This is a genomic window from Streptomyces sp. OR43, from assembly GCF_008042275.1.
Lineage (GTDB): Bacteria > Actinomycetota > Actinomycetes > Streptomycetales > Streptomycetaceae > Streptomyces.
Genome location: NZ_RDBK01000001.1, coordinates 322,451 through 347,870 on the forward strand (window position 1 = coordinate 322,451; position 25,420 = coordinate 347,870).

Genomic DNA, 25,420 nt, shown 5'->3' on the forward strand with positions numbered 1-25,420 from the left:
GCGGGCCGGGGCGGGCCGGTCCACGGGGTAAAGATTGGGCACGCATTGGCCCGAAGCCGCAGACGAGGACGGCTCGGGCTCTGGATGGTGCGAGCATGGACGGATGCGTATAGCCGGTGCGGTACGAGTGGTGGCCTCGGCGGCCGCCTGCGGTGTCCTGTTCGCGACCCTGACGTCGTGCGGCGACGGACAGGAACCGAAGAAGGCCGACGCGCGGTCGGCCGATGCCCGCGAGGACGAGGCCGACGAGCAGACCACACGCCTGAAGCGCATCCCTGACGTGGGTGACCGGCTGCAGTCACAGATCCCGGACGGCTCCCGCCAGGTCGTCGCCGTGTACGGCGCGGGCAAGAACTCCGCGGACTCCACGGTCGTGCTGTACACCCGGACCGGATCCACCTGGGACAAGGCCGCCGGCTGGAAGGCCCACAACGGTCGCAAGGGCTGGACCACCGACCACCACGAGGACGACAAACGCTCCCCGGTCGGCGTCTTCACCCTCACCGACGCGGGCGGCGCCCTCCCCGATCCGGGCGCGCTGCTCCCGTACACCGAGTCGGCCGCCATCCAGGCGCCCCGCTACTGGGCCAAGCCCTACTGGCACGACTTCGACTACGTCATCGCCATCGACTACAACCGCGTCAAGGGCACCGCCCCCAACGACCCGACGCGCCCGCAGGGTCAGTCCAAGGGCGGCAGCATCTGGCTGCACATGGACCACGGCAGCGGCACATCGGCCTGCGTGAGCCTGCCGAAGGAGGCCATGGTGAAGCTGCTGCGCACCCTTGACCCGAAGCAGAACCCGGTCGTGGTGATGGGCGACCGAGCAGAACTCAAGGCCTGAGCGGCCGCCGCCCCGAACTCACGCGGGCCGGGGGCGGGTTGCCCGGCGCTCGTGCGGGCCCAGGGGCGACGGGGCGCCCGGTGCTCATGCAGGGCCGCCGGGGGCGAGGCAGGGCCCCCGGGCGCTCACGCGGGACCGGGACGGGTCGCCCGCTCCAGCTCCATCAGCGCCGAGTGGTACGAACGCCCCGTCGCCCGGTCCATGCCGATCTCGCACATGCGGTTCGCGCACAGATAGGTGTCGTACTCCCGGGTGTTCACCTCGGCGGCCTCCTTCGCCGTGGCCGAAGCCGTCAGCTCCTTGTGCAGCATGCCCCGGTCGCCCGCGAAGCCGCAGCACGCGGCGTCGTCCGGGATCACGACCTCCTCCGCGCAGGCCTCCGCGACCGTGCGCAACTGGCCGACGTCGTCGAGATGCTCCATCGAGCACGTCGGGTGCAACACCGCCGAGCCGGACTTCCTCAGCACCGTCAGCTCGGGCAGGAGCTCGTCGGCCGCCCACACCAGTGAGTCGACCACCGTCAGTTCCCGGTGCAGCTTCCGGTTGTCCTCGGTCAGATACGGCACCACCTCGTGCGCGATGCCCAGCGTGCACGAGGAGGCGTCGACGACCAGGGGCAGCTTTCCGCCGGCGGTCCAGCCCCAGGCGGCTTCGACGATCCGATTGGCCATTACCGCGTTCCCGGAGTCGTACCCCTTGGAATGCCAGATCGTCGCGCAGCAGGTGCCCGCGACGTCCTCCGGAATCCAGACGGGCTTCCCGGCACGGGCCGAGACGAGGACCACGGCCTGCGGCAGCGACGGGCCACGATGCCCTTGCGGGCCGCCGAAGATACGGTTGACGCAGGCCGGGTAGTAGACCGCGCTCGCCCCCACCCTGGAGGTGCGGGGCAGCTTCCGGGCCGCGGCGCCCGGGATCTCCGGCAGCCATTCCGGTACCAGATCGGGGCGTACGGCCTTGCGGACGAGTCCGGTGACGCCCTGGAGCAGCCGGTCGTCGATCCTGTCGGCCGCGGCGACCGCCAGCCGGGCCGCCGCTTCGACCACGCGGAAGTTCTTCGCGGTGAGCGCGGCGATCCGCTCCTCGCGGGGGGAGTGCCGCCGGTGGCGGAAGTCCTTCATCATGGCGCCCGTGTCGATGCCGACGGGGCAGGCGAGCTTGCACGTGGAGTCGCCCGCACAGGTGTCGACGGCGTCGTACCCGTAGGCGTCGAGCAGTCCCGCTTCCACCGGCGAGCCGTCCGGCTGCCGCATCATCTCGCGGCGCAGCACGATGCGCTGGCGCGGTGTCGTGGTCAGATCCTGGCTGGGGCAGGTCGGCTCGCAGAAGCCGCATTCGATGCAGGGGTCGGCCACCGCCTCGACCTTGGGAATGGTCTTCAGCCCGCGGAGATGCGCCTTCGGGTCACGGTCCAGCACGATCCGGGGGCCCAGGACCCCGTCGGGGTCGATGACCTGCTTCGTGCGCCACATCAGCTCGGTCGCCCGCGGGCCCCACTCCAGCTCAAGGAAGGGCGCGATGTTGCGGCCGGTGGCGTGCTCCGCCTTGAGCGATCCGTCGAAGCGTTCCACGGTCAGCCGGCAGAAGTCCTCCATGAAGCCGGCGTACCGGTCGACATCGGACTCCTTCGCCGCGTCGAACGCCAGCAGGAAGTGCAGATTGCCATGGGCCGCGTGGCCCGCGACGGCGGCATCGAAACCGTGCTCCGCCTGGAGCTCCAGCAACGCCTCGCAGGCGTCGGCCAGCCGGGAGGGCGGGACCGCGAAGTCCTCCGTGATCAGCGTCGTACCGGACGGGCGGGAGCCGCCGACGGCCGTGACGAAGGCCTTGCGGGCCTTCCAGTAGCCGGAGATGGTCCGGGCGTCCCGGGTGAACTCATTGGTCACCGAGGTGACGGGACGGACCAGGTCCAGCTGCCGTACGACCCCCGCGGCCGCCTCCTCGTACGCCTCCTGGCCCGCCTCGTCGGGAGCGCGGAACTCGACCAGCAGGGCCGCGGTCTGCTTCGGCAGCCCCGCCCAGTCGGCGGGCACTCCCTGGACGCTGACCGAGGCGCGCAGCGTGTTGCCGTCCATCAGCTCCACGGCGATGGCCCCGGCGTCGTTGAACAGCGGGACGGCCGCGGCAGCCGCGGTCAGGGAGGGGAAGAAGAGCAGCGCGGTGGAGATCCTGCGGTCCAGGGGCAGTGTGTCGAAGACGACCTCGGAGATGAATCCGAAGGTCCCTTCCGAACCGACCATGAGGCCGCGCAGGATCTCTACCGGCGTCGATCCGTCCAGGAAGGCGTCCAGCCGGTAGCCGTTGGTGTTCTTGATCTCGTACTTGGCGCGGATCCGGGCGGTGAGCGCGGCGTCGGCCTCGATCTCCGCCTTCAGGGCGAGCAGCCCCGCGCAGAGCTGCGGCTCCGCGCGCGCCAGGTCCTCGTCCGCCGTCGGGTCGCCGGTGTCCACCACCGTGCCGCTGGGCAGCACGACGGTGAGGGAGGAGACGGTGCGGTACGAATTCCGGGTGGTTCCGGCGGTCATCCCGGAGGCGTTGTTGGCGACCACGCCCCCGACCGTGCAGGCGATCGCGCTGGCCGGGTCCGGCCCCAGAAGCCGGCCGTGCCGGGCGAGGGTGGCGTTCGCCCGCATGACCGTCGTCCCCGGGCGGATCCGGGCCCGCGTGCCCCCGTCCAGGACCTCGATACCCGCCCAGTGGTGGCGTACGTCCACGAGGATGTCCTCGCCCTGCGCCTGCCCGTTCAGACTGGTGCCCGCCGCCCGGAACACGACGTTGCGGCCCTTGCCATGGGCGTACGAAAGGATCGCGGAGATGTCGTCGATGTCCTCCGGAACGACGACGACCTGGGGAACGAACCGGTACGGACTGGCGTCGGAGGCGTACCGCACCAGGTCGGAGATCTTCCAGAGCACCTTCTGCGGGCCCAGCAGGGCGGTCAGATCGCCCCGCAGCGGCTCGGGAGTGCCGGGTGCCTGCGCGTCGGGAACCCGGTCGTGGGACGGAGGACGCGCGACCCCGGGGCGCAGGGATTCCGGGTTCGGTTCGAGCAGTGGCATGTCCAGATCCCCTCGGTGGTTCGGCGCGACGCTTCGCGCCCGGTCAGCAGGTGCGCTCCGGCATTCCGTTGACCAGAGCGGTCAGCAGACCCCCGAGCACCTCACGCTGATCGGCGGTCAGTGGAGCCAGGATCTCCTCTGCGGCGGCCCGGCGCGCGTTGCGCAGCGAGCGCAGCGTGGCGATGCCCTCGTCCGTGATCTCGATCCGGACCACGCGGCGGCTGTCCGGATCGGGTGTCCGGCGCACCCGGCCACTGGCCTCCAGTCCGTCGACCAGCGTGGTCACGGCGCGGGGGACGACGTCGAGGCGATTCGCCAGATCCGCCATCCGTGGGGGGCCGTCGTAGTGCGCGACGGTGCGCAGCAGCCGGAACTGCGCGGGGGTGATGCCGATCGGTTCCAGTTGGCGGCTCTGAATGCGCTGGAGCCTGCGGGTCAGCCGCAGCAGCTGTTCGGCGAGCATGCCGTCGGGGTCGGGGGTGTCCATGGCGGGAACAATATCAGGACCTTGTTCATTGTGAGTATAGGTAACAATGAGCTATGCTCTCGTCTGTTCCACCGTCGAGGTCCGAGAGGTCCGCGGAAACTGCGAGGTCTGTGAGGCCTGCGAAATCCGGGCCACGGGCCCGTCGGTGGTCACCCGGCCACCGCCCTGCCGCGCTGTGGACGCGCTCGCTGTCGCAAGCCCCCGCGCCCGCCCCCACCTGTAGTCGCACGCCTGACGAAGGAGCCCATGAAACCCGACGAACCCACGTGGACACCCCCGCCCCGGGAAGCCGCCCAGCCACCCGCCGAGCTGCGCCGCATCCTCCGCCTCTTCCATCCCTACCGCGGCCGCCTCGCGGTGGTCGGACTGCTCGTCGGCGCCTCGTCGCTGGTGTCGGTCGCCTCGCCGTTCCTGTTGCGCGAGATCCTGGACACCGCCATCCCCCAGGGGCGGACCGGACTGCTCTCGCTGCTGGCCCTCGGCATGATCCTCACCGCGGTGATGAACAGTGTCTTCGGCGTGCTCCAGACCCTCATCTCCACCACGGTCGGCCAGCGGGTCATGCACGACCTGCGCACCGCCGTCTACACGCAGCTCCAGCGGATGCCGCTCGCCTTCTTCACGAAGACCCGCACGGGCGAGGTCCAGTCCCGGATCGCCAACGACATCGGCGGCATGCAGGCCACCGTCACCTCGACGGCGACCTCCCTGGTCTCCAACCTCACCGCGGTCATCGCCACGGTCGTCGCCATGCTGGCGCTCGACTGGCGGCTCACCGTCGTCTCGCTGCTCCTGCTGCCGGTCTTCGTCTGGATCAGCCGCCGGGTCGGCCGCGAGCGGAAGAAGATCACCACCCAGCGCCAGAAGCAGATGGCCGCCATGGCGGCCACCGTCACCGAATCGCTCTCCGTCAGTGGCATCCTGCTCGGCCGCACGATGGGCCGCTCGGACTCGCTGACCAAGGGATTCGCCGAGGAGTCCGAGCGCCTGGTCGACCTCGAAGTGCGCTCCAGCATGGCCGGACGCTGGCGGATGTCGACGATCGGCATCGTGATGGCCGCCATGCCGGCTGTCATCTACTGGGCAGCCGGAATCGCCCTGCAGTCCGGTGGTCCGGGCGTCTCGATCGGAACGCTGGTGGCCTTCGTCTCGCTCCAGCAGGGCCTCTTCCGGCCCGCCGTGAGCCTGCTCTCCACCGGGGTGCAGATGCAGACCTCCCTCGCCCTCTTCCAGCGCATCTTCGAATACCTCGACCTCACGGTGGATATCACCGAGCCCGAGAAGCCGGTGCGCCTGGAGAGGATCCGCGGTGAGATCCGCTTCGAGAACGTCGACTTCAGTTACGACGAGAAGAGCGGTCCGACCCTCAGCGGCGTCGATGTGACCGTGCCCGCCGGAGCCAGCCTGGCCGTCGTCGGTCCCACCGGCTCGGGCAAGTCCACCCTCAGCTATCTCGTGCCGAGGCTCTACGACGTCACCGGCGGCCGGGTCACGCTCGACGGGGTCGATGTGCGCGAACTGGACTTCGACACCCTCGCCAGGGCGGTCGGCGTGGTCTCCCAGGAGACGTACCTCTTCCACGCTTCGGTCGCCGAGAACCTGCGCTTCGCCAAGCCGGACGCGACCGACGAGGAGATCGAGGCGGCGGCCCGCGCCGCACAGATCCACGATCACATCGCCTCTCTGCCCGACGGCTACGACACGCTCGTCGGTGAACGCGGCTACCGATTCTCGGGAGGCGAGAAGCAGCGTCTGGCCATTGCCCGCACGATCCTGCGCGACCCCCCGGTACTGATCCTCGACGAGGCGACGAGCGCCCTCGATACCCGCACCGAGTTCGCCGTACAGGAGGCGATCGACGCGCTCTCGGCCGGCCGGACGACGATCACCATCGCCCACCGGCTCTCCACCGTGCGCGATGCCGACCAGATCGTCGTCCTCGACGCAGGCCGCACCGCCGAGCGCGGCAGCCACGAGGAACTGCTGCGACAGGACGGGCGGTACGCGGCCCTGGTCCGCAGGGACGACACCCGGCTCGCCGCCCCCGTGGCGGGCTGACCGGCCGCGTACGGGGGAGTGGTGGCGAAGGGCTCACCCCGGGGGCATGTGGCCGCACGCGACGGCGCCGCCGCTCCCGTGGGACGGGGAACGACGGCGCCGGGTGGAGCAATGGTCAGATGAGCCAACCCACGAAGTGGACGACGCCGGCCAGCAGGTTGGTGATCAGGTTCATCGGGTGTTTCTCCTTGTGCATGGTGAATCTCTGGGACAGCACAGTCGCGGTCTGCAGCCCGTCGCTTGCGCCCTGTAATCATCAACCGCCGTCAGGCCGTTGAGCAACGAATGCCGATACGATCACGCGTTCCAGCGAACACCCGATCCCCTGTTCGTGTGTTCGCGTCGCATGGTGCCCGCCGCGTGTCGTCACGGACGAGGTACCGACGGCACGATCCGCGCGGGATAGCGTGCCTGCATGGTGAACGAGTCCCCGGACACCCGTCCCCACCGCAGGATCCGCCCGACCCGCAGGGGGCGTCTGCTGCTGCTCATCGCCGCCGTGCTCGTAGCCGGACTGGCCGCCGCCGTCCTCGTGCCGCTGCTGACCAGGGAGCCCAAGACCGCGGAACAGGCTCGCTCCCTGGTGATTCCGGAGGGATGGCGGGCCTCACAGGTGTACATGGCCACCGACAAGGCTCTGGGGCAAACCGTCGGCACCACGAAGAAGGCCGTCGCGACGGCGGACCTGCCGTTGCCGGCCGAGGCGAAGGGCAATCCCGAGGGCTACCTCTTCCCGGCGACGTACCCCGTCACCTCACGCACGACCCCGAAGAGCCTGCTGCGCTACATGGTCGACACGGCAAGGAGCCGCTTCGGTGCGGACCACATCACGGCCGGAGCGCAGCGCAACAACGTCACCGTGTACCAGACCGTGACGATCGCCAGTATCGTCCAGGCCGAGGCGGACACCGCGCCCGATATGGGCAAGGTGGCCCGGGTCATCCACAACCGGCTCGACCGCGGCATGCCCCTCCAGATGGACTCCACGCTCAACTACGCGCTGAACCGCAGCACTCTGGACACCAGCACGGGCGACACGAAGACCGACAGCCCGTACAACAGCTACGCACTCAAGGGACTCCCGCCCACGCCCATCGGCAACCCCGGTGAGCAGGCGATGGTGGCAGCGATCAGCCCCACCCCCGGCCCCTGGCTGTACTTCGTCACGGTCGCGCCCGGCGACACCCGCTTCACCGACGACTACGCGGAGCAGCAGCGCAACGTGGCCGAGTTCAACCGCAACCGCCGCGGCTCGGGAACCGGCTGAACCGTGCTCACGCGGACACGGACACGGCCCCCTCCGAGGCGGACTCGGCGCGCTCCAGCAGCCGGCCGATCCCGCGCACGGCGGCACGGCCGGCCCGGTTCGCGCCGATGGTGCTGGCGGACGGCCCGTACCCGACGAGATGGACGCGCTCGTCGCGCGCGGCCTGCGTCCCTTCGACCCGGATCCCGCCCCCGGGCTCACGCAGCCGCAGCGGGGCGAGGTGGTCGACGGCGGCCCGGAACCCGGTGGCCCAGAGGATGACGTCCGCCTCGACGGTGCGACCGTCGTCCCAGGCCACGCCATCCCGAGTGATCCGGTCGAACATGGGCAGCCGGTCGAGCACCCCCGACTCGCGGGCCCGCCGGACCGCGTCCGTGACGGGCAGCCCGGTGACGCTCACGACACTCTGCGGCGGCAGCCCGCGCCGTACCCGCTCCTCCACCATGGCCACGGCCGCCCGGCCCTGATCGGCACCGAACGGGCCCTCACGGAACACCGGCGGCCGGCGCGTCACCCAGTAGGTGTCCGCCGCCACCTCGGCGATCTCCATCAGGTGCTGCGTCCCGGAGGCCCCACCGCCCACGACGACCACCCGCTGCCCGGCGAACCCGGCGGGCCCCGGGTAGTTCGCCGTGTGCAACTGCCGCCCGCGGAAGGTCTCCTGCCCCGGGTAGCGCGGCCAGAACGGCCGGTCCCAGGTCCCGGTGGCATTGAGCAGGGCGCGCGTCGCGTACGTCCCCTCGGACGTCTCGACGAGCAGCCGCCCGCCCGTCCCCTCACGCACGGCGCTCACCTCCACGGGCCGGTGCACCCGCAGCCCGAAGGTGCGCTCGTAGGTGTCGAAGTACTCCCCGATCACCTCGGACGAGGGCCGGCTGTCGTCGGCCCCCGTCAGCTCCATGCCGGGCAGGGCGTGCATGCCGTGCACCTTGCCGTACGTCAACGAGGGCCAGCGGAACTGCCAGGCGCCGCCGGGACGCGGGGCATGGTCGAGGACCACGAAATCGCGGTCCGGTACCAGACCGCTGCGACGCAGGTGATACGCACCGGACAGCCCCGCCTGCCCGGCGCCGATCACCACGACATCCACTGAGCGCATCCCGAGATTGTTCACGTTTCTACCAACCGCATCGACTGCGCGGATCTTCCCGCGGCCGCCTTCGGCTCATCCGACCGGGAAGCTCGGTGCGTGGTCGCGCGATCCCGCGGTGCGGGCAGGACAATGTGCCCATGTCCTCTGCGTTCACCACCGGCGTCCTGCACATCACCACGGGCACGACGGAGACCGTCACCGACCTCACGTCCGACTGCGAACAGTTCCTCACCCGGACGGCGGCGGGCCGCGACGGCCTGCTCAACGTCTTCGTTCCCCACGCGACCGCCGGGATCGCGGTACTGGAGACCGGCGCGGGCAGCGACGACGACCTCCTCAGCGCCCTGCACGCCCTGCTTCCCGCGGACGACCGCTGGCAACACCGGCACGGCAGCCCGGGCCACGGCCGCGACCACGTGCTCCCGGCTCTCGTCCCGCCGCACGCGACGTTGCCCGTGATCGGGGGGCGCCTGGAGCTGGGAACCTGGCAGTCGGTGTGCCTCGTGGATACAAATCGCGACAATGCAAACCGTCACGTCCGTCTGTCGTTCTTCGGATAGGGCTGCGTCTGCCGTCACTGAGCTCTTTCCAACCACTGTCGCTCATCGTGCAGTTGAGCTGACAACAGGATGAAGTCCCTGGTAGATGGGTTTTCGACCAAGAAAGCCGTCTTAATTAGAGGCTTCGCATGCTTGTCTATCCATCCGGCATCGACGTGTCCAGCTTCACGCTGCGCTTCCTCGCACACCAGCTGCGAGGGCACCCGCCGCGCGATCGGGCCCCGGTGGCGGCGGCTGAGCGCCGGCCGCCAAGCCCTCCTCGCACTCGCCCACCTCCGCGTCGGACACGCCTATGCCCAGCTCGCCGCTGGCTTTTGCGGTCGGAACCACGACCGCCCACCACTACGTTGCCGAAGACAGCCCCCGCGTTCGGAGCCGGCCGTGTCGGCGGCCGGGGCGCGGGGGCCGTCGCTGGTGGTGGTGCCCTCGGCGGTCACGTCCCTCCTGGCTTGACCATGCGGAAGTTCCAGGGAACTGCCCTCGCCCGACCGAACTTTGAACGACGATGTATCCGCAGGTTCGAGTAGGACAGCAGGTCGGGAATCGGGAGGCGTCATGCACGTTGATCTGCGTATGGAGCAAGGTACCGGCGAACTGCGGTCGCTTCATGCCTGGCTGCGGAACGACGCAGCCGTGCGGCGGTCCTCCACTTCGGAGGTGAAGGCGGACGGGCCCCCTCAGCCGGGGCAAATGGGGTCGACCCTGGAAGTAATCAAGATGGTGACCGAGAATGGCTGGAGTGCGGCCTCATTCGTGATGGCTGTCGTCGCCTGGAAGCAGACTCGACCGCAGAGCCCGCAGATCACGATCACCAGGGACGCCACGACCATTGCGCTCACCAACTGCAGCGACGACGAAGTGCGGCGTGTGATCCGCGTCCTCGACGACGGGCAGAGTGGGGAGAGCCGAGGCGAGTGAGTGTGTTGCCTGATCCGGGAGCATCGCGTGCCGTCCTCATCGGATCGAGCCGATTCGATCACCTTGAGCCGTTGCCAGCCGTTACCAACAATCTCGCCGCACTCGCCGAAGCGCTCGCGTCGCCCACCTCATGGCAGCTGCGGCCGGAGCACTGTGTGATCTTGGCGAACCCCGGGTCCACCGACGAGGTGATGGCCGCGCTGCGGGCTGCTGCCCTGGAGGCCCGGGACACCCTGCTCGTATATTATGCCGGACACGGCCTGGTCGATCTGCAAAGTCGTTTGCAGCTGGCGTTGCCCAAATCCCAGCAGGACTGGCCGGAGTCGTCTCTCCACTACGAATGGCTGCGGCAGGCAGTCCTGGCGGGGCGCTCGGAACGGCAGGTCCTCCTGCTGGACTGCTGCTTCAGCGGACTCGCCTTGGGCACCATGGCCGGCGGCCCCCCGAAGCTGGTCGATCACGCTTCAGTGGAGGGGAGTTACCTTCTAGCCGCATCCTCGGAAACGAGTGCCGCTCTCGCTCCGCCAGGTGAGACCTACACGGCTTTCACCGGCCAACTGCTGGAAGTTCTGCGCAGCGGAATAGTCGGAGGTCCCGAGCTGCTGGAGCTCGACGCGGTGTACCGGCACCTGCGGGTGGCGTTGGCCGCTCAGTCGCGCCCCGAGCCACAGGCCAGAAATCGGAACACGGGAGCCCGACTGGCTCTCGGTCGAAACCGGGCGTTCGACCCGGACCTTCCCGTCGGCATGTCCGGTGGCCTGGATCCGTCCCTCCGCGCCTGGCCCTCGCCCGGTGGTATCCGGACAGCCGAGGGGTTCATCACGCGGCTCGGGGACGTCCGTGTGGTGTCCGGGCTGTCGCAGAAGGCGATCAGTCAACGATCGGGCCGCAAGATTGCGGACGGCACGGTCAGCAACTTGCTGAATCGCGAGACGCTTCCGCGTACCTGGACTGCGATCCCCACGTACTTGTCTGCGTGCGGAGTACCTGAGGACCAGGTGCGGCAGTGGAAGGAGGTGTGGGAGAGGATCCGCGCAGAACAGGCTGACAGCGTCCGCGACTTGACGCCTTCTGCGGCAGAAGACCGGAAGCCCCAGACATGGGCCAGGAGACTCTGGCGGAGGAAGGATGGTAGTACCGTACGTCCCGAGCGGGGTTGAGTTCTCGGCCTATCGGGCTGGCGACACCTGGGCAGTGGGAGTCGTCTGCTGGGGTGTTGTAGCGGGAGCATCGGAACCGCCGCCGAAGAGGGTGTTCCAGGCGGCGATGGCGAGCACTGCCAGAGTCACCACGACCCAAGTGGCGGGCTTCTTCATGCGTCGGGAGACCGTCGTGGGCCTGACGTAAGTCGCTGCCCGGTAATGCCCCTTGCGGCTCTGCGCCACTGCTGATCCTTCCTCGCAAGCCGATGGGGACGAGTAGCTCGTCCCGAGAGGGATTGTGGCAGGGCTCTGTTGTGCGTGTCGGCGCCTTCGGGCGTACAGGCCGGAATCCGATGGCGTGGGTTGATCGCACGACGAGTCGGGAGCGCCTTCTGCCAGGGGGGACTGCCGCGTGGGACGAGGTGGACAAGCTGGCTGAATATCTGATGTGGGAGGAGCGGGAGAAGCTCTAGAAATACAAGGAGCGGATAATCGCGGGCGAGGTCCAGGAGCGGAGCGGCGGTGGTCGCCTCCCTGCCGCGCCTGCGCGTGGCAGGCGGCCTTGACCACTGCGCGCAACGGGCCGCGCGCCTCTTTCGGAAGGCTCCGCCGCCTTCAATCGAAGCCGATTGCCCTCGTCGGAGAGGGCCGTCTCATCATGGTTGCCCTCTGCCTCGCTAGGAAGGTGCCGTTCTCGCTAGGCAGGGAGCCGTGCCAGATCTTTTGAGCTCAACCATGCAGATGCCGCCGGGGGCGACGACGAGCAGGTCCACCTCGCAGACGTGACCGCTGCTCCCGGTGAAGGTGAAGTTCGACCAGGCACGTCACGGGGCGCCGTCCGGCAGTTTCTCCCGGATGGCATTGAGGCCACGCCGTTCATGGTCGAGCTCCGACTCGGTGATCAGCCTTCTCGCATGCGCATTCCCCACCTATTGGATCGCGTATCCCCGTAGTTACAATCGGTCGACCTGCCCTGTCGAGCGCGCCGACGACAGAAAGGCCCTGGGGAAAGCCTGACGTCGGAATCCGGGACAGAGGCACTGCAGCGGAGTCGGGCATGTGCGCGGGGCCGGAGCGGAGAGCGATGCTGCGGAGTGAATGCGCCACGTTCCGCACCCAACTGGGAACCTGCGTCGGGCCCTTGGAGGCGACGACGTCGCGATCACCTTCGTGCGCCGAGCTGGGAGGCGCGGTGCATGCCGCGATCGTAGGAGGCGAGCACGAAAAAGACAGGGAGGCACTTTGATAGCTTCCGCCCGCACATGAAGTTCGTCGGATTACGATGCGACCGGGGGGTCTCGGCGTCCCGGCCTGTGCCGGGAGTCGGAACGTATGTGCGTCGCGTGAGCTCCTCCGACGACCGATCACTTCGCAGTCCGCCAGGAGCGCAACGTGCCGTACACGGCCGAGATCAGCCGCAGCAATCCGACGAGCATCATCTTCCTCGTCGATCAGTCGACCTCCATGAGCGACCCCATCGGCGGTGAAGTCCCTCAACAGAAGGCCGATGTCGTCGCCGACGCCATCAACCGGCTCCTCACCGAGCTCTCGGTCAAGTGCGCGAAGGAAGAGGGCGTCCGCGACTACTTCCACGTAGCGGTTGTCGGCTACGGCGCCACCGTCGGCTCCGCCTTTGCCGGTGCGCTCGGCGGACGGGACATCGTTCCGCTCAGCGAGGTGGCGGACAACCCGGCCCGCGTCGACGAGCGGACCAAGAAGGTGCCGGACGGTGCGGGCGGCCTGGTCGAGACCTCGGTCAACTTCCCGCTGTGGATGGACCCGGTAGCCCATGGCGGGACGCCGATGAACCGCGCTCTTCAGTATGCCGAGAGCCTCGTTGCCGGCTGGACTGAGCGCTTCCCGGCGAGCTTCCCGCCGATCGTCATCAACCTGACGGACGGGGAGTCGACCGACGGCGATCCCACGGCTGCCGCCGAGGCCATCACCTCGCATGCAACGGCTGATGGTGCGGCTCTCCTGTTCAACCTCCACGTGTCCGCCGCGGGCGGCACCCCCACCGCGTTCCCGGACACCACCGACGGGCTCCCCGACAGCTATGCCCGCACCCTTTTCTCCATGTCCAGCCCTCTGCCCAGCCATATGCGTTCATACGCGGCCTCGCAGGGGCAGCGGGTCAGCGAGACCACCCGTGGCTTCGTCTACAACGCGGACATCACCACGGTCGTGCAGTTTCTCGACATCGGCACCCGTGCCACTGAACTGCGGTGACACAACCACCTTCCTGCGTGTACGTCACGCACCTCGTAGCCCCTAAGCACGGCAGCACGCAGGCGGAATGCGAGGACGCCGTCGTCGTGCTGCCAGACCATCCGCATGACCACATGCTGCGGGAACCGATCACTGCCGGTGTCTGTGACGGGGCAACTGAGAGCGCTCTGGCGAAGGACTGGGCCCGGCTTCTGTCCCGTGCGGCGGCCGAGCATGCTTTGGAGCGGCCCGACCTGCTGCAAGGCGGGCACGCCTTCGAAGAGTTCGCGGCGTCGGTCGTGGACCAGTGGGAGCCCTGGCTCGAGCAGTACACGAAGGAGCGCGTCGCGGACGGGCGCCCGTTGAAGTGGTACGAGCACACCAAGCTTGCCGAGGGTGCGTACGCAACCCTGCTCACCGTGCGGGTGGACCCGGAAAACGTTTCCGAGACGGACGCCGAGGCCTTTTCCCCGGCATGGCGGTGGCAGGCTGCCGCCCTGGGGGACAGCTGCTTGTTCCATCTGCGGAACGACCAGCTCGTCGAGGCTTTCCCGGTGGGGTCCGCCGAAGAGTTCGGTACCGTCCCCGACCTCTTCGGCAGCCGAAACCGTGATGCGGCCCTGCTGGCCGGCCGCACGCGGTACACCGGAGGCCGGTGCCTGCCGGGCGACCGGTTGTTCCTCATGACCGACGCACTGGCGGCATGGTTCCTGTCGGTACCCGACCAAGCCGAAGCGCTGAGGGAACTGCTGGAGTTCTCCGCTCCCGACGACCGTGGCGCGTTCGTGGACTGGCTGAACGGTCTCCGGGAGCGTCAGCAGCTACGCAACGACGACGTTGCCGTCGTACGGATCGATTTCGAAGGGCGATGACCGTGGGATCCCCCACCGTTCCGCAGCGGCAGTTTCCCAGTGGCGCCGCCTACGCGGAGGCGCTGCAGCACACCCAACTGTGCTTCCAGCACCCCGAACTCAGGGGCGCGCGACCGGAAGTGACCAAGCTCGGCCTGCCTCGCGCGATCTCCGGCGCCTTCGCGAGTGTCTTCTCGCTGACCTCGCCCACGTCGGGTCGCCGGTATGCGGTCAAATGCTTCACCCGTTACGTCCCCGATCAGGAACGGCGCTATCAGGCCATCAGCGCCCGCCTGGCACGCCTGGACCAGGCCGAGCTCTCTCAGCCGTGGAACCTCGGCTTCGACTATCTCCCTGACGCGATCACTGTGGGCCAGGAGCGATATCCCGTCCTGAAGATGGAGTGGATCGAGGCGGTCACCCTGTCCTCCTGGCTCGACGCCAACCATGCGGACAGGTTCGCCGTCGACCGCCTGGCCGACCGGTTCGCAGCTCTGACCGGCGATTTGTCCCGGCACGAGATTGCTCACGGGGACCTGCAGCACGGCAACCTGCTCGTCGCCAACGACGACACCCTGCGCCTGGTCGACTACGACGGCATGTATGTGCCGGCGCTGTCCGGGCTCGGCGGCACGGAGCGGGGGCACCGTAACTATCAGTCGCCTCTGCGCGGAAACGACGACTTCGGTGTGACGCTGGACAGGTTCTCGGCATGGGTCATCTTCATGTCGCTCAAGTCGATCGCCACCGACCCTGCCCTCTGGAACAGGCTGCACGAGCCGAGTGGCGAGTTTTTGCTGCTCACGGAGGATGACTTCAAGAGGCCGGGCGGCTCCACTGGACTGCAGACGCTGCTCGCTCATCCCGACCGGGCGGTGAGCAGTCTCGCTGACCAGGTGAGGTCCCTGGCCTTTCAGCCGCTCGATCTGCTCCCCCCGCTCTCCGATGCCATCCCGAAGCAACGCACCGCCGCTACGACGACCAGCGCACCGGCTGCCCCCGTGACTACTGCTCCCGGTGGCGCGGGCGGACTCCCCGGCTGGATGAACGGGCACGTCACACCGCAAGCGGTGCCACCGCAGGTCGCGCCACCCGGGGCGGCACCGGACTGTTTCCGCACTCGAGCGGTCCTGGACGTGGTCACGGCCGTGCTGGTGCCACTGCTGCTGGCCATGAGCGGTCTTCTGCTCGTCGTCGGAGGCCCGCTGCCGCCGGCTGGAATAGGGGCGCCCGTCGTCATCGCTGCCGCCATCACCATGATTGCTTGGAGCCGCCGGGTCGAGCGGGCACAGTCCCAGGCCGTTCTGACGGGGCTCACGGCACAACTGGCCCAGCTCGATGACCCGGTCAAGGCAGCCGAGAAGCTGCGCAAGCAGAAGGCGAAGTTCGACGCCCAAGAGGCGAAACGGACCGCCGCGTACCCCAAGGAACAGGAGAAGCTCATAGCCCGATACCACGCCGAGCTCAAGGAAGCTGAACAGCGCAAGATCCGCAAGCAACGCGACATCGCCAAGAAGATCGACGGGCTCTCGGAGGAGCTCAGCAAGGCCCTGGCGAAGGCGCTCGCTGCCAAGCAGACGGCGTACGTCCGGGATCAGCTCGACCGGCGGCTGATCGCCCAGTCCCCCCCGCACGGCATCGGGAAGACACTCGCTGCCCGTCTCGCCGACGTCGGCATCCGGACGGCAGCGGACTTCACGGGCTACCGGGCAGTGCAGAACAATTCCTACAACAGCGTCGGCGCTGAACTCAAGCTGCGCAGCGGCCGTTTCGTGAATGTCCCGGGCATCGGTGAGGCGAAGGCCGTCGCACTCGATATCTGGCGCAAGGATCTGTACAACTCCGCTGTCGCCCGTCAGCCAAGCGCTCTCACCCCGACGGAGCGACTGCCGATTGAGCAGGACAACGCCCGCCGCCGGGCTCAGCTCACCGGCCAGCGCCAGACCCTGGAGTCCGCTACCGAAGCGCTGCGCGAATCGGCGCGGAAACGATGGGAGGATGGCCAGAAGCGGCTTGCCCGAGAGAACGCGCTCGCAGGCGAAGACGCTGCGCGACAGCGGCAGGAGTTCAGCCGACGGACCGTCGCTCTCCAGGAGAACAGTGCGCTCCACGGGGCGCTCAGCGACTCGGTGGACACAGCCAGGCTCCGACGACGAGGGCTGTCCTACGCGCACTATGTATGGTTCCTCTACATCGGGCGCTGAGGAATCGCGCCCTATCGTCGCGTCAGACCTGCTGACCAGCGTCGTAACTGCTTCGTAGTCCGGACCGGCTACTCGGCAGGCGCTCGACTGCCCGAATGCCTTGTCACTGGCGGCAATGCCCCGTCGTGATACGCGGAAAAGTCTGAGCCTGGCCCGATGCTGTGATCCCAGAGCGGCGGAGCAGCCGCGGTCGGCTTTCCTGTACCTCGCTGGTGCTCCGTCCGCGATGCCCTCTCCCGGGAGGGGCGCCGCACGGGCACAGTGCGTGCGCAGGCAGCGGATAGCCTGGGGTTGTCTTAACGGAGGTTGGTGGACACGAACGTCGACAATGCGGACCGGCAGGTGCGGCTGAGCTTCCTGGGCTGACCAAGATCGTTCAGCTGGGTCGTGCCGCCGATTCTCCGTACCATGCGCGCTCGAACGGGGAGGAGATATGCGCGGTACGGACCTAATGCGATCGAACGACCCTACGACGGATGCGGCACGTGCCTGCTCGGAGTGCGGCGGCTGTCGCGCGTGAAGCCGGCGACGTCTTCGCCTGAGCGCCGGCGCGAGAACGTGCTCACCGCCGCCGCTCCGTCGGTGCTCACATCATCGGCTGGGCGGACGACCGGGAGGTCTCCGGAGCCACCGATCCCGTGATCCGCCCCAGCCTGGGCCCGTGGCTCCGTGACGAGAAGGGCCCGTACGACGGCTTGGTCGCCGCAGCGGTGGACCGGCTCGGCCGCAATGTCGTCGACTGCCTGAACAACCGCCTACAAGATGCGCGACGAGACCGCAGGAGGTACAGACGGGCGGCTCGCCGGGCTTATCGTTCTCGCGGCAGCCGCCGGATACCTGTGGCAAGGCGTTGCGATGCTGCGCACCACCACCAGCCCCGGGCCGGTACGACGCCGGCAGGTCATCGGCCGGACCGCGATCACGTACCTCGAACACGTCTGGAACCGGGACCTGTTCGCCTACGACCCGGGCGGGACGCTCCCCCGACATCGCCCCGGACCCCGGCGAGCACACCATCACCCACGACCACCTCGCCCGGGTCCGCTCCTACCGACACCTGGCAGAGGAGTGGCAACGCCGATGAGCCGATCGCGGTCCAGTCCCTGATGCCGTGCGGCGGGAGTCAGACCTTCTCAGCGGTCACCCGGGCATGGCCCGTGGTGCGCCTGGTGATGGTCTCGACGTCGGACGTCGGGGAAGCGCCGCATGACGCAGCCGGGGGATCGACCTCGGGCCGGCCGGGGCCGGGCTTCCGGCAGGTCTTCTCTCGCGAAGAACTGCCGGAGGCTTCGGCCCCGGGTGCCTCGGTTCACGCCGAGCGTGGCTTCCGGYCGGCCCGGTGGAGGCTCACGAAGCGTTGGGGGAGGGCGTGTTGGACGGGGTCGGGGTGGAGCTCAGGGTAGGGGCGCCGCTCTGGTCGGGGGCCTTTTCCTTGTCGTTGGTGCCGCAGGCCGTGAGGGCGGCCGCGAGGGCCAGTGCCGTCACGCCGGCCCTGAGAGCCCGTCGACGCGTGGTTCCGTGAGACCTGGTCATGCGGCACTTCCTTTTCCTCATGAGAGTCCGGGCAATCCAGTCTACGGACGAGGAACGACGCCCTTCTGAATTCGGCCATTCTTCGGCGGCGCCCGGCGCTACTGTTTCGGCGTCGCCCATCGCTCTGCGGGGAGAAGGAACTGGCTGATTTCGACGGTGGTGTGTCGCTGCCGGTCGAAGAAGCCGTGTTGTCGTGTGTACGTGAAGCCCAGGTGTTCCAGCAGGCGCGCGGAGCGTGTGTTGCGTATGTCGCACTCGGCCACGGCCGTCCGCAGACCCTGGCCGAACAGTTCGGCGAGTATGCCGCGGACGGCCTCGGAGGCGTAGCCCTGGCCTTGTCGGGGGCGGGCGATGCTGAAGCCCAGTTCGGCTGTCGCGCCGTCCGGGTGCCGGTGTACGGCGATGTCGCCGATGAGGCGCTCGTCCTGCTTCAGTTCGATCGCGTAGGGGAACCAGCCGGGACGGGCGGGATCGCGGCGGGAGTATTCGGCGACCAGACGGCGGGCCGCCGCGAGAGGTAAGGGGAAATCCCAGTTCTGGTAACGGGCGACCTCGCGGTCCGAGCGGTAGGCGGCGAAATCCGGGACGTCGGTGGGAAGGAAACGTCTGAGCCGGAGACGGGGGGTTTCGATCTGCATCCCGGAAGAATTCCAGGGTTGTGCCGCCAGGGATAGAGCGGGTATTAACCCTCTGTCCAGCCGTGGCCCTTCGCGAACCGGGCGAGCCCGGCGCGCGCCTGCAGGATCTGCTCGCCGGTGAGCGACGGGGCCGACGTCAGGAGGACCTCGGTGACCTCCCGGAGGAACTCCTCCGCGCTGAGCACGTCGCACAGCGAGTCGTCGAACGGACCGCCGGCCTGTCCTCCGTGCCCGGGGCGAGGCGGACCGCGGACGCCTTCGGCCCGCGTTCGCCGTTCTCGATCTCGAACTCCAACCTCACACCGGGGGCGCACGAGCTCCTCGGCCACGTGCGTGTCGTTCACGTGCAGGAACACGTCGTCCCCGCCGGTCTCCGGCGCGATGAACCCATAACCCCGCACACTGTCGAAACGCACCACGCGACCGGTAACCATGACGTTTCCCACCGGAACCGGGCCCGGTGCCCGTACGGGCCCCTTGCCCGAGGATTCCGGTGGGAGAGCGTAGTGGTGACCGTGCCGTCGAGGCGAGGGCCGCCGATTGAACGGTCCTGTCGGGTCAGTTGCCGCAGCGGTAGAGAGTGCCTTGGATGTCCTTGTCGTTGCCGCCGAACGTGGAGGGCGGTACGGCGGTGCAGTCGGTCCTCACCCATGCGCGTACCGCGTCCACGGCTGCGTTCTTGTGGCCCTGGGTCTGCGCGTAGCCCTGCCAGCCGTCGGCGCTGAGCAGCACGAAGCGCAACTCCCCTTCGGCCACGCGCCGTTTGACCTCCGCCGGTGCGGGCGTCGGCGAGCCGCCGCTGAATCCGCCCATCGGCAGCACGGGGGCGCCGGTGGCCAGAATGTAGTTCCACGACATGACGGCGGAGTCGTTGGCGAACACGAACTTGGCGCCGTCACCGTGCTGTCGGGTGTACGTGAGCAGCTTGTGCTGGCTGTCGGTGAGGACGTCCGACTCGTTGAGCGACGCCGCGGCGGCGGCAGTGCCGCGCGGCGCGTTGCCGACCCCGACGACGTTGGCCGCCCGTCGCACCGCGCTGCCGCCCGTGGCGAACGGGCCGGCCGACGCGTCCATCGCGCTGCCCGCGTACATCGGGTCGAGCACCGACAGGGACCAGGCCGCGGGCCCGGCGAACAGGGTGACCAGTCCGGCCGCCAGCCCGACCAGGGCCAGCCTGCCGGTCCGTCGGCCCTTGCGGTGGGCGAGGACGAGGGACGGTACGGCGACGAGGCCGGTCAGGATGAGCAGCCACGGCAGCCACGGCAGGAAGTCCGGGTAGAGGAAGCAGAGGAAGGCGCTCCACACCAGTTCCACCGCGATCACCGCGGGCAGCACCCGCACGCTCCGGCCCTCCCGGTACGCCTGCCAGAGGGCCACGAGACCGGCCCCCGACAGCGCGGCGAGCGCGGGCGCGAGCATGGCGACGTACGCGGTGTGCGGTACCTCGATGGCGCTCAGCACGAGGGCGCTGATGGCCAGCCAGCCGCCCCACAGGACGTATCCTCCGCGCAGCCGGTCGGTACGCGGGACCTTGCGCCGCCAGCCGGCGCAGAGGATCAGACTCGTCAGCGCCAGCGGGTACAGCCAGCCCACCTGCGGGGCGAAGCGGCTGCCGAGGAGCTTGCCGGGGACCGACCCGCCGCCGGAGGGGTGGCCGCCCGGCGACGTGTCGGGCGCGCCGGCCGGGTTCGGCGCGCCGGCCGAGTCGGGTGAGCCCGTCTGGTCCGGCATGCCCGGCGCGTGCTCGCCCTGTGGCGGGCCGACCGTGTCGTTCATTTGGCTGACCGAGCCGGAGATCAGGTCGCGGGAGAACCGGTTGAGGCCGTTGTAGCCGAAGACCATGCTGAACGCACTGTTGTCGGTGGTTCCGTCCACGTAAGGTCGTTCCGACGCCGGTACGAACGTGAGGACCGCGATCCACGACAGGGAGACCGCGAGGGTGACCGCGCCCGCGGTCAGCACGTGGACCACCCTGCGGCGCAGCGGCGCGGGTGCCACCACGAGGTAGCCGACGGCGAGGGCCGGCAGGATCAGCCATGCCTGCAGCATCTTGGCCTGGAAGCCCAGGCCGATCCACACCCCGGCGATCAGGAGCGGGCGCAACCGGGCGCTGAACATGGCGCGTTGGCAGGCGTCGGCGGCCAGGACGAGACACATGGTCATCGCCGCGTCGCCCATGGAGTGGCCGAACATGGACGCGACCGCGGGGGTCAGCGTCATGATGCCGGCCGCCAGCAGGCCGGGTACGACGCCCGCCCAGAGGCGTACGACCCGATACAGCGCGAGGACGCTGACGACGCCCTCGATCGCCTGAGGCAGCGTCAGTGACCAGGCGTGGAACCCGAAGAGGCGGGCCGACAGCGCCTGAGGCCAGAGGAAGCCGCCGAGCTTGTCGAGGGTGAGGGTGGCACCCGGGTCAAGGGCGCCGAAGAAGAAGGCCCGCCAGCTCTCCGACATGCTGCGGGCCGCGACGGCGTAGAAGGGGGCGTAGCCGCTCGTGGTGATGTTCCAGGAGTAGAGCAGGGCCGCGAGGGCGGCGATGCCCAGGAGTGCGGGTCTCGCCCAACGGGCCTGGTCCGTGGGGGACTTCCACACCTCCCAGCGTCTGCGGCGGCCGGGCGGTGCCGGCTCGCGTTCCGACGTGGGGGCGTCGGCGGTGGTGACCGGCGGGGCGGTCATCGTCGACCGCATTCACAACGTGATGTGTCCATGGCAGGAAGCTTGGGTGTTGCTGGCGCCGAACACCACGCCGAGCGGAATCCGGGGGTAGGGATTCGGCCGGTCGGTGTCGGCGGAATCCGACGATGTGGATGCGGCCGATCAGCGGCCCTGCCACTTCGGTTCGCGTTTCTCGGCGAACGCGCGAGGACCCTCGACCGCGTCCGCGCTGTGCATCCGCCGCCGCTCCCAAGGGTATTCGGCCGCGAAAGCCTCCTCCAGGGACAGACCGACCGACCGGGTCGCCGCCTCCTTGATGGCGCGGACCGACAGCGGGGCGCTGCGCACCAGGTCCGCCACCCACGTCTCGGCGCAGTCGTCCAGTTCCGCGGGCGGTACGACCTCGTTGACGAGGCCGAGTTCGTACGCCCGCACGGCGCCCATCGGGCGCCCGGTCAGCAGGTGCCCCATGGCCGTCTTCCACGGCACCTGCCGGGACAGCCGGAACACGCCGCCGGCCCCCGCGATCAGCCCGAGCGCGGCCTCGGGCAGCGCGAACCGCGCGTCCTCGGAGGCCACCACGATGTCGCAGGCCAGGGCGAGTTCAAAACCACCGCCCAGCGCGTGACCGCGCACCTTCGCGACGACCGGCTTGGTCAGGTCGAACCGCTCGGTGAGCCGCGGCCAGCCGGGCTTCCCACGGCTGCCGAACGTCGACGGCGCGGCGAGACCGGCCCGCTCCCGGGCCGCCAGTTCCTTGAGATCCTGGCCCACGGAGAAAGCGCGGGTGCCCTCACCGGCCAGCAGGGCGACCCGCATAGCGTCGTCCGCCTCGAAATCGTCCCATATCTCGCAGAGTTCCTCGTGCATACGAAGATCCATCGCATGGAGGACCTCGGGCCTGTTCAACGTGATTCGGGCGACGTGATCAGCCTTTTCGTAGCGCACCCGCGACAGATTCATCATGGCCCGCACTGTAGATATCCGTGTTCAACCGGAGCGCGGACGCAGTTGAACGTGCGAATTGCCGTTCGAGCCGCATATTGATGTCCGGCGCACGGCCGGGCCATAGTGCAACGGAGAGCGCGATTCGCGCTTTCCGTTCCAGTCCCCGTGTGACGCGAACAAAGTGCAGGAGGGGCCGTGCTTCAGCTCACCGACGGTGACGTGGAGAAGCTCATCGAGACGGTCGACGTCGTGGATGCCGTACGCGAGGTGTTCCTGGCCCACGCGGCACAGCGCACGGTGCTCCCGGAGGAGAGCTGCCTGCGCTGGACCAACGACCAGGGAGAGTCCTGTCGCAGCCTCAACATGCCCGGCCTGGTCGAGATCGGCGGCACACGATTCGCCGGCACGAAGATCATCAACGCGAGTCTGGGCAACCCCGACCGCGGACTGGCGCGTGCCGACGGCCTCGTCCTCCTCTTCGACCTCACCACCGCCCGCCCGGTCTGCCTCATGCCGGCGGCCCGCGTGTCGGCGGCCCGTACCGCGGCGGTGAGCGTGCTCGCGACCGAGCTCAGCTGGGCCCACCCCACCCGCTCCGTCGCGGTCGTGGGCTCCGGGGCGCTCGCCGACGCCCATCTCGGGCTGGCGCTGCGCCGCTGGCCGTCCCTGCGGACCGTACGGCTCCACGACCGGGTCCCCGAGCGGGCGGCGCTCCTCGCCGAACGGCTGGGAGCCGCCCACCCCGACGTCGCCTTCGAGGCCACGGACACGGCCGAGGAGGCCGTACGCGAGGCGGAGCTGGTCATCCCGGCCACGACCACGACCACCGGCTACATCCCCGCGGAATGGATCGCGGAAGGAGCCGTCGTCGTCAACGTGTCCCTCGATGACCTGCTGCCGGACGTGTTCACCAGCGCCGACAAGGTGATCGTGGACGACTGGAGCCTCGTCGCCGCCGACACCACACGGCTGCTCGGCAGGATGTACCGCGCCGGCGACGTCCAGCCGCCGCGCGCACGCCAGACCGACGGCAACACCCCCCGCAGCGTCGAGGTCGCCGCCGAACTCTGCGACATCATCAGCGGCACCGCCTCGCCCCGCACGTCCCCCACCGACCGCGTCGTGATCAACCCGTTCGGGATGTCCCTGCACGACGTGGCGGTCGCGGGCCGGATCCACACAGCACACCTCGGCACGACGTCGTCTCCCCTCGCGGGAGCCGCCGTGACGTGACCCAGCGACTCCTGCTTTGACCGGCGATGTCACCGCGCGGAAGCGCCCATCGCCCGGTGAGGAGTGCGAACCAGCGTTCGCTGCGGCAGCGCAGAGCACACAGCAGCAATCCCATGTGCGGATGTCGATGTCGAAGGATCGCGACCAGCTGCGCCCTTGAGGCGCCGCTCGGTTGGCACCTTCTCAACGGGCCGGAGAGAACTTCTCGATGGCGTATCCGAAATGCAGTCATCCCTGAAAAGCACGGAGGTAGTTCCACCATGGAAAAACTGATCCTCGACGTGACCGAAATCGGCGCGGTCGACGAGCTCCTCGACACGGTCGAGGGCGAGTTCGAGACCCTCGATTCCGAGGACGCCTTGCACCGCGCCACCCTGCTCGCCCACGAACTGCCCCGCCGGATCCGGCACCACCTCAACGCGTTCCGGCTGGAACAGCTCTCCGGAGTGCTGTGCATATCCGGCTACCAGGTTGACGAGAAGCGCCTCGGACGCACCCCCGCGCACTGGCGCGGACAGGCGCAGCCGTCGCCCAGTCACCGTGAGGAACTCCTCCTCATGATGTACAGCTCCCTGATCGGCGACCCCTTCTGCTGGGCGACCCAGCAGGACGGCCGGCTCATCCACGACATCATCCCGATCCAGGGCCACGAGCACGAGCAGCTCGGCTCCAGCAGCAAGGCGCTCCTGACCTGGCACACCGAGGACGCCTTCCACCCGCTCCGGGGCGACTTCCTCTCCTTCGCCTGCCTGAGGAACCCCTACCAGGCGGCGACCACCGTCGGCTACGCCGACGACCTGCGCCTGCCCGACGACGTCAGGGACGTGCTCTTCGAGAAGCGGTTCACCATCCGTCCCGACGAGTCCCACTTCAGAAAGAACAACTCCGCCGCCGACGCGGAGACGTTCGAGGACATCGAGATGATGCAGACCAACCCCGAGCCGGTGGCCATCCTCTTCGGCGTCCCGGACCGGCCCTACGTCCGCGCCGACCCGTACTTCATGGACGTCCCCGAGGACGACGCCGAGGCGCGCTTCGCCCTCGAGGCGCTCTGCAAGGCGATGGACGAGGCCATGTTCGACCTCGTCCTCGAGAGCGGCGACTTCTGCTTCCTCGACAACTTCCGGGTCGTCCACGGCCGCAAGCCCTTCACCGCACGCCACGACGGCACCGACCGCTGGCTCAAGCGGATCAACGTCACCGGCGACCTGCGCAAGTCCCGCGGCGCCCGCGACGCCAGGGCGATCCGAGCGGGGGCCTGAGCCGATGACCTCCGTACCCAGGCGGCTCCGGCCCGCCCCCCTGGAGGACTGGCTCCGCGAGTCCTACTTCACCGCGGACCTCGACATCAGCTCCAGCGGCGTCCACTCGTACTCCATGGCCGAACTCCGCGAGATGACCTCGCTCCGCCACGACGACCTCGACCGGCTCGTCTTCGACGACGGCTACTCCCTCGGCGCCCCCTCCGTACGGGCCGCCGTCGCCCGGCACACCGGCGGCGTCGACCCGGACCGGGTCATGACGACGAGCGGCTCCGGCGAAGCACTGGCCCTGGTGATGTCCGCACTCCTCGATGCCGGCGACGAGGTCGTCGTCGTCCGGCCCGGGTACCACCTGCTCGTCGAGTACGTGACCGCCCTCGGCTGCACCATCAAGGACTGGCACCTCGACCCGGCGCGGGACTGGCACCCCGACGTCGACGAGCTCGCCGGCCTGGTC

At 69.1% G+C, this 25,420-nt stretch carries 20 protein-coding genes and 3 pseudogenes; 13 read left to right on the top strand and 10 right to left on the bottom strand.

Annotated elements, in window-relative coordinates:
* The first annotated feature begins 127 nt into the window (after nucleotides 1-127).
* Entirely contained in the window at nucleotides 128-844 is a 717-nt protein-coding gene (locus EAO72_RS01500; RefSeq protein ID WP_148015524.1) for a L,D-transpeptidase family protein, read from the top strand.
* A gap of 125 nt (nucleotides 845-969) precedes the next feature.
* Here EAO72_RS01500 and EAO72_RS01505 read toward each other — a convergent pair whose 3' ends face one another.
* Both EAO72_RS01505 and EAO72_RS01510 read right to left on the bottom strand, forming a co-directional pair.
* The gene (locus tag EAO72_RS01505) at nucleotides 970-3,903 is read right to left on the bottom strand and encodes an FAD-binding and (Fe-S)-binding domain-containing protein (RefSeq protein WP_148015346.1); all 2,934 of its coding nucleotides are present in this window, start codon (nucleotides 3,901-3,903) and stop codon (nucleotides 970-972) included.
* 43 nt (nucleotides 3,904-3,946) lie between these two features.
* Complete coding sequence (locus tag EAO72_RS01510; protein WP_148015347.1) at nucleotides 3,947-4,390, bottom strand: MarR family winged helix-turn-helix transcriptional regulator; 444 nt, start codon at nucleotides 4,388-4,390, stop codon at nucleotides 3,947-3,949.
* A gap of 246 nt (nucleotides 4,391-4,636) precedes the next feature.
* On the opposite strand from EAO72_RS01510, the gene EAO72_RS01515 reads away from it, so the two are divergent.
* Both EAO72_RS01515 and mltG read left to right on the top strand, forming a co-directional pair.
* A complete protein-coding gene (locus EAO72_RS01515) occupies nucleotides 4,637-6,448 on the top strand; it encodes an ABC transporter ATP-binding protein (RefSeq protein WP_148015348.1) in 1,812 nt (603 codons plus the stop codon).
* A 415-nt stretch (nucleotides 6,449-6,863) separates the two neighbouring features.
* The gene (gene mltG, locus EAO72_RS01520) at nucleotides 6,864-7,715 is read left to right on the top strand and encodes an endolytic transglycosylase MltG (protein ID WP_148015349.1); all 852 of its coding nucleotides are present in this window, start codon (nucleotides 6,864-6,866) and stop codon (nucleotides 7,713-7,715) included.
* 7 nt (nucleotides 7,716-7,722) lie between these two features.
* Here mltG and EAO72_RS01525 read toward each other — a convergent pair whose 3' ends face one another.
* Nucleotides 7,723-8,814 carry an NAD(P)-binding domain-containing protein gene (locus tag EAO72_RS01525; protein WP_148015350.1) on the bottom strand — a complete coding sequence of 364 codons (1,092 nt, stop codon included), beginning with the start codon at nucleotides 8,812-8,814 and terminating at the stop codon, nucleotides 7,723-7,725.
* Nucleotides 8,815-8,945: 131 nt separating this feature from the next.
* On the opposite strand from EAO72_RS01525, the gene EAO72_RS01530 reads away from it, so the two are divergent.
* The 4 genes and pseudogenes from EAO72_RS01530 to EAO72_RS01545 all read left to right on the top strand — a co-directional run bounded on the left by EAO72_RS01530 (nucleotide 8,946) and on the right by EAO72_RS01545 (nucleotide 11,446).
* Nucleotides 8,946-9,368, top strand: a complete 423-nt coding sequence (locus EAO72_RS01530) for a secondary thiamine-phosphate synthase enzyme YjbQ (protein WP_148015351.1) — start codon at nucleotides 8,946-8,948, stop codon at nucleotides 9,366-9,368.
* 128 nt (nucleotides 9,369-9,496) lie between these two features.
* A pseudogene (locus EAO72_RS01535) lies at nucleotides 9,497-9,723 on the top strand (transposase family protein); the annotation flags it as partial.
* 200 nt (nucleotides 9,724-9,923) lie between these two features.
* On the top strand, nucleotides 9,924-10,286 hold the full coding sequence (locus tag EAO72_RS01540) for an effector-associated constant component EACC1 (RefSeq protein ID WP_148015352.1): 363 nt from the start codon (nucleotides 9,924-9,926) through the stop codon (nucleotides 10,284-10,286).
* Entirely contained in the window at nucleotides 10,283-11,446 is a 1,164-nt protein-coding gene (locus EAO72_RS01545; protein WP_187284886.1) for a caspase, EACC1-associated type, read from the top strand. Before EAO72_RS01540 ends, EAO72_RS01545 begins: the two co-directional genes overlap by 4 nt.
* A 660-nt stretch (nucleotides 11,447-12,106) precedes the next feature.
* Here the strand turns inward: EAO72_RS01545 and EAO72_RS43945 are convergent.
* A pseudogene (locus EAO72_RS43945) lies at nucleotides 12,107-12,357 on the bottom strand (nuclease-related domain-containing protein); the annotation flags it as partial.
* Between the two features lie 463 nt (nucleotides 12,358-12,820).
* On the opposite strand from EAO72_RS43945, the gene EAO72_RS01550 reads away from it, so the two are divergent.
* The 3 genes from EAO72_RS01550 to EAO72_RS01560 are packed head-to-tail and all read left to right on the top strand — an operon-like array spanning nucleotide 12,821 to nucleotide 16,691.
* Nucleotides 12,821-13,657: a vWA domain-containing protein gene (locus EAO72_RS01550; protein WP_148015354.1), complete on the top strand. Its 837-nt coding sequence runs from the start codon at nucleotides 12,821-12,823 to the stop codon at nucleotides 13,655-13,657.
* A gap of 17 nt (nucleotides 13,658-13,674) precedes the next feature.
* Nucleotides 13,675-14,508, top strand: a complete 834-nt coding sequence (locus EAO72_RS01555) for a hypothetical protein (RefSeq protein WP_261991267.1) — start codon at nucleotides 13,675-13,677, stop codon at nucleotides 14,506-14,508.
* Nucleotides 14,505-16,691: a protein kinase family protein gene (locus EAO72_RS01560; protein WP_148015356.1), complete on the top strand. Its 2,187-nt coding sequence runs from the start codon at nucleotides 14,505-14,507 to the stop codon at nucleotides 16,689-16,691. The genes EAO72_RS01555 and EAO72_RS01560 overlap by 4 nt, the downstream gene beginning before the upstream one ends.
* Nucleotides 16,692-18,038: 1,347 nt before the next feature.
* Here the strand turns inward: EAO72_RS01560 and EAO72_RS01575 are convergent.
* From EAO72_RS01575 to dpgD, 6 genes and pseudogenes are all read right to left on the bottom strand, one after another.
* Nucleotides 18,039-18,224 (bottom strand): hypothetical protein, encoded by a 186-nt coding sequence (locus tag EAO72_RS01575; protein ID WP_148015357.1) that lies wholly within the window; start codon nucleotides 18,222-18,224, stop codon nucleotides 18,039-18,041.
* 98 nt (nucleotides 18,225-18,322) lie between these two features.
* On the bottom strand, nucleotides 18,323-18,862 hold the full coding sequence (locus EAO72_RS01580) for a GNAT family N-acetyltransferase (RefSeq protein WP_148015358.1): 540 nt from the start codon (nucleotides 18,860-18,862) through the stop codon (nucleotides 18,323-18,325).
* Nucleotides 18,863-18,906: 44 nt separating this feature from the next.
* Nucleotides 18,907-19,047 (bottom strand): hypothetical protein, encoded by a 141-nt coding sequence (locus tag EAO72_RS43740; RefSeq protein WP_315986283.1) that lies wholly within the window; start codon nucleotides 19,045-19,047, stop codon nucleotides 18,907-18,909.
* 162 nt (nucleotides 19,048-19,209) lie between these two features.
* A pseudogene (locus tag EAO72_RS43745) lies at nucleotides 19,210-19,296 on the bottom strand (cold-shock protein); the annotation flags it as partial.
* A 124-nt stretch (nucleotides 19,297-19,420) separates the two neighbouring features.
* Complete coding sequence (locus tag EAO72_RS01590; RefSeq protein WP_222724058.1) at nucleotides 19,421-21,541, bottom strand: ArnT family glycosyltransferase; 2,121 nt, start codon at nucleotides 21,539-21,541, stop codon at nucleotides 19,421-19,423.
* A 141-nt stretch (nucleotides 21,542-21,682) separates the two neighbouring features.
* The gene (gene dpgD, locus EAO72_RS01595; protein ID WP_222724059.1) at nucleotides 21,683-22,486 is read right to left on the bottom strand and encodes an enoyl-CoA-hydratase DpgD; all 804 of its coding nucleotides are present in this window, start codon (nucleotides 22,484-22,486) and stop codon (nucleotides 21,683-21,685) included.
* Nucleotides 22,487-22,663: 177 nt separating this feature from the next.
* Between dpgD and EAO72_RS01600 the strand changes: the two genes are divergently transcribed.
* The 3 genes from EAO72_RS01600 to EAO72_RS01610 form a co-directional block, all read left to right on the top strand.
* Entirely contained in the window at nucleotides 22,664-23,701 is a 1,038-nt protein-coding gene (locus EAO72_RS01600) for an ornithine cyclodeaminase family protein (RefSeq protein ID WP_148015359.1), read from the top strand.
* A gap of 260 nt (nucleotides 23,702-23,961) precedes the next feature.
* Nucleotides 23,962-24,963, top strand: a complete 1,002-nt coding sequence (gene gntD, locus EAO72_RS01605; RefSeq protein ID WP_148015360.1) for a guanitoxin biosynthesis L-enduracididine beta-hydroxylase GntD — start codon at nucleotides 23,962-23,964, stop codon at nucleotides 24,961-24,963.
* Nucleotides 24,964-24,967: 4 nt separating this feature from the next.
* Nucleotides 24,968-25,420 (top strand): aminotransferase class I/II-fold pyridoxal phosphate-dependent enzyme (locus tag EAO72_RS01610; RefSeq protein ID WP_148015527.1); only part of this gene is annotated, 453 nt, incomplete at its 3' end.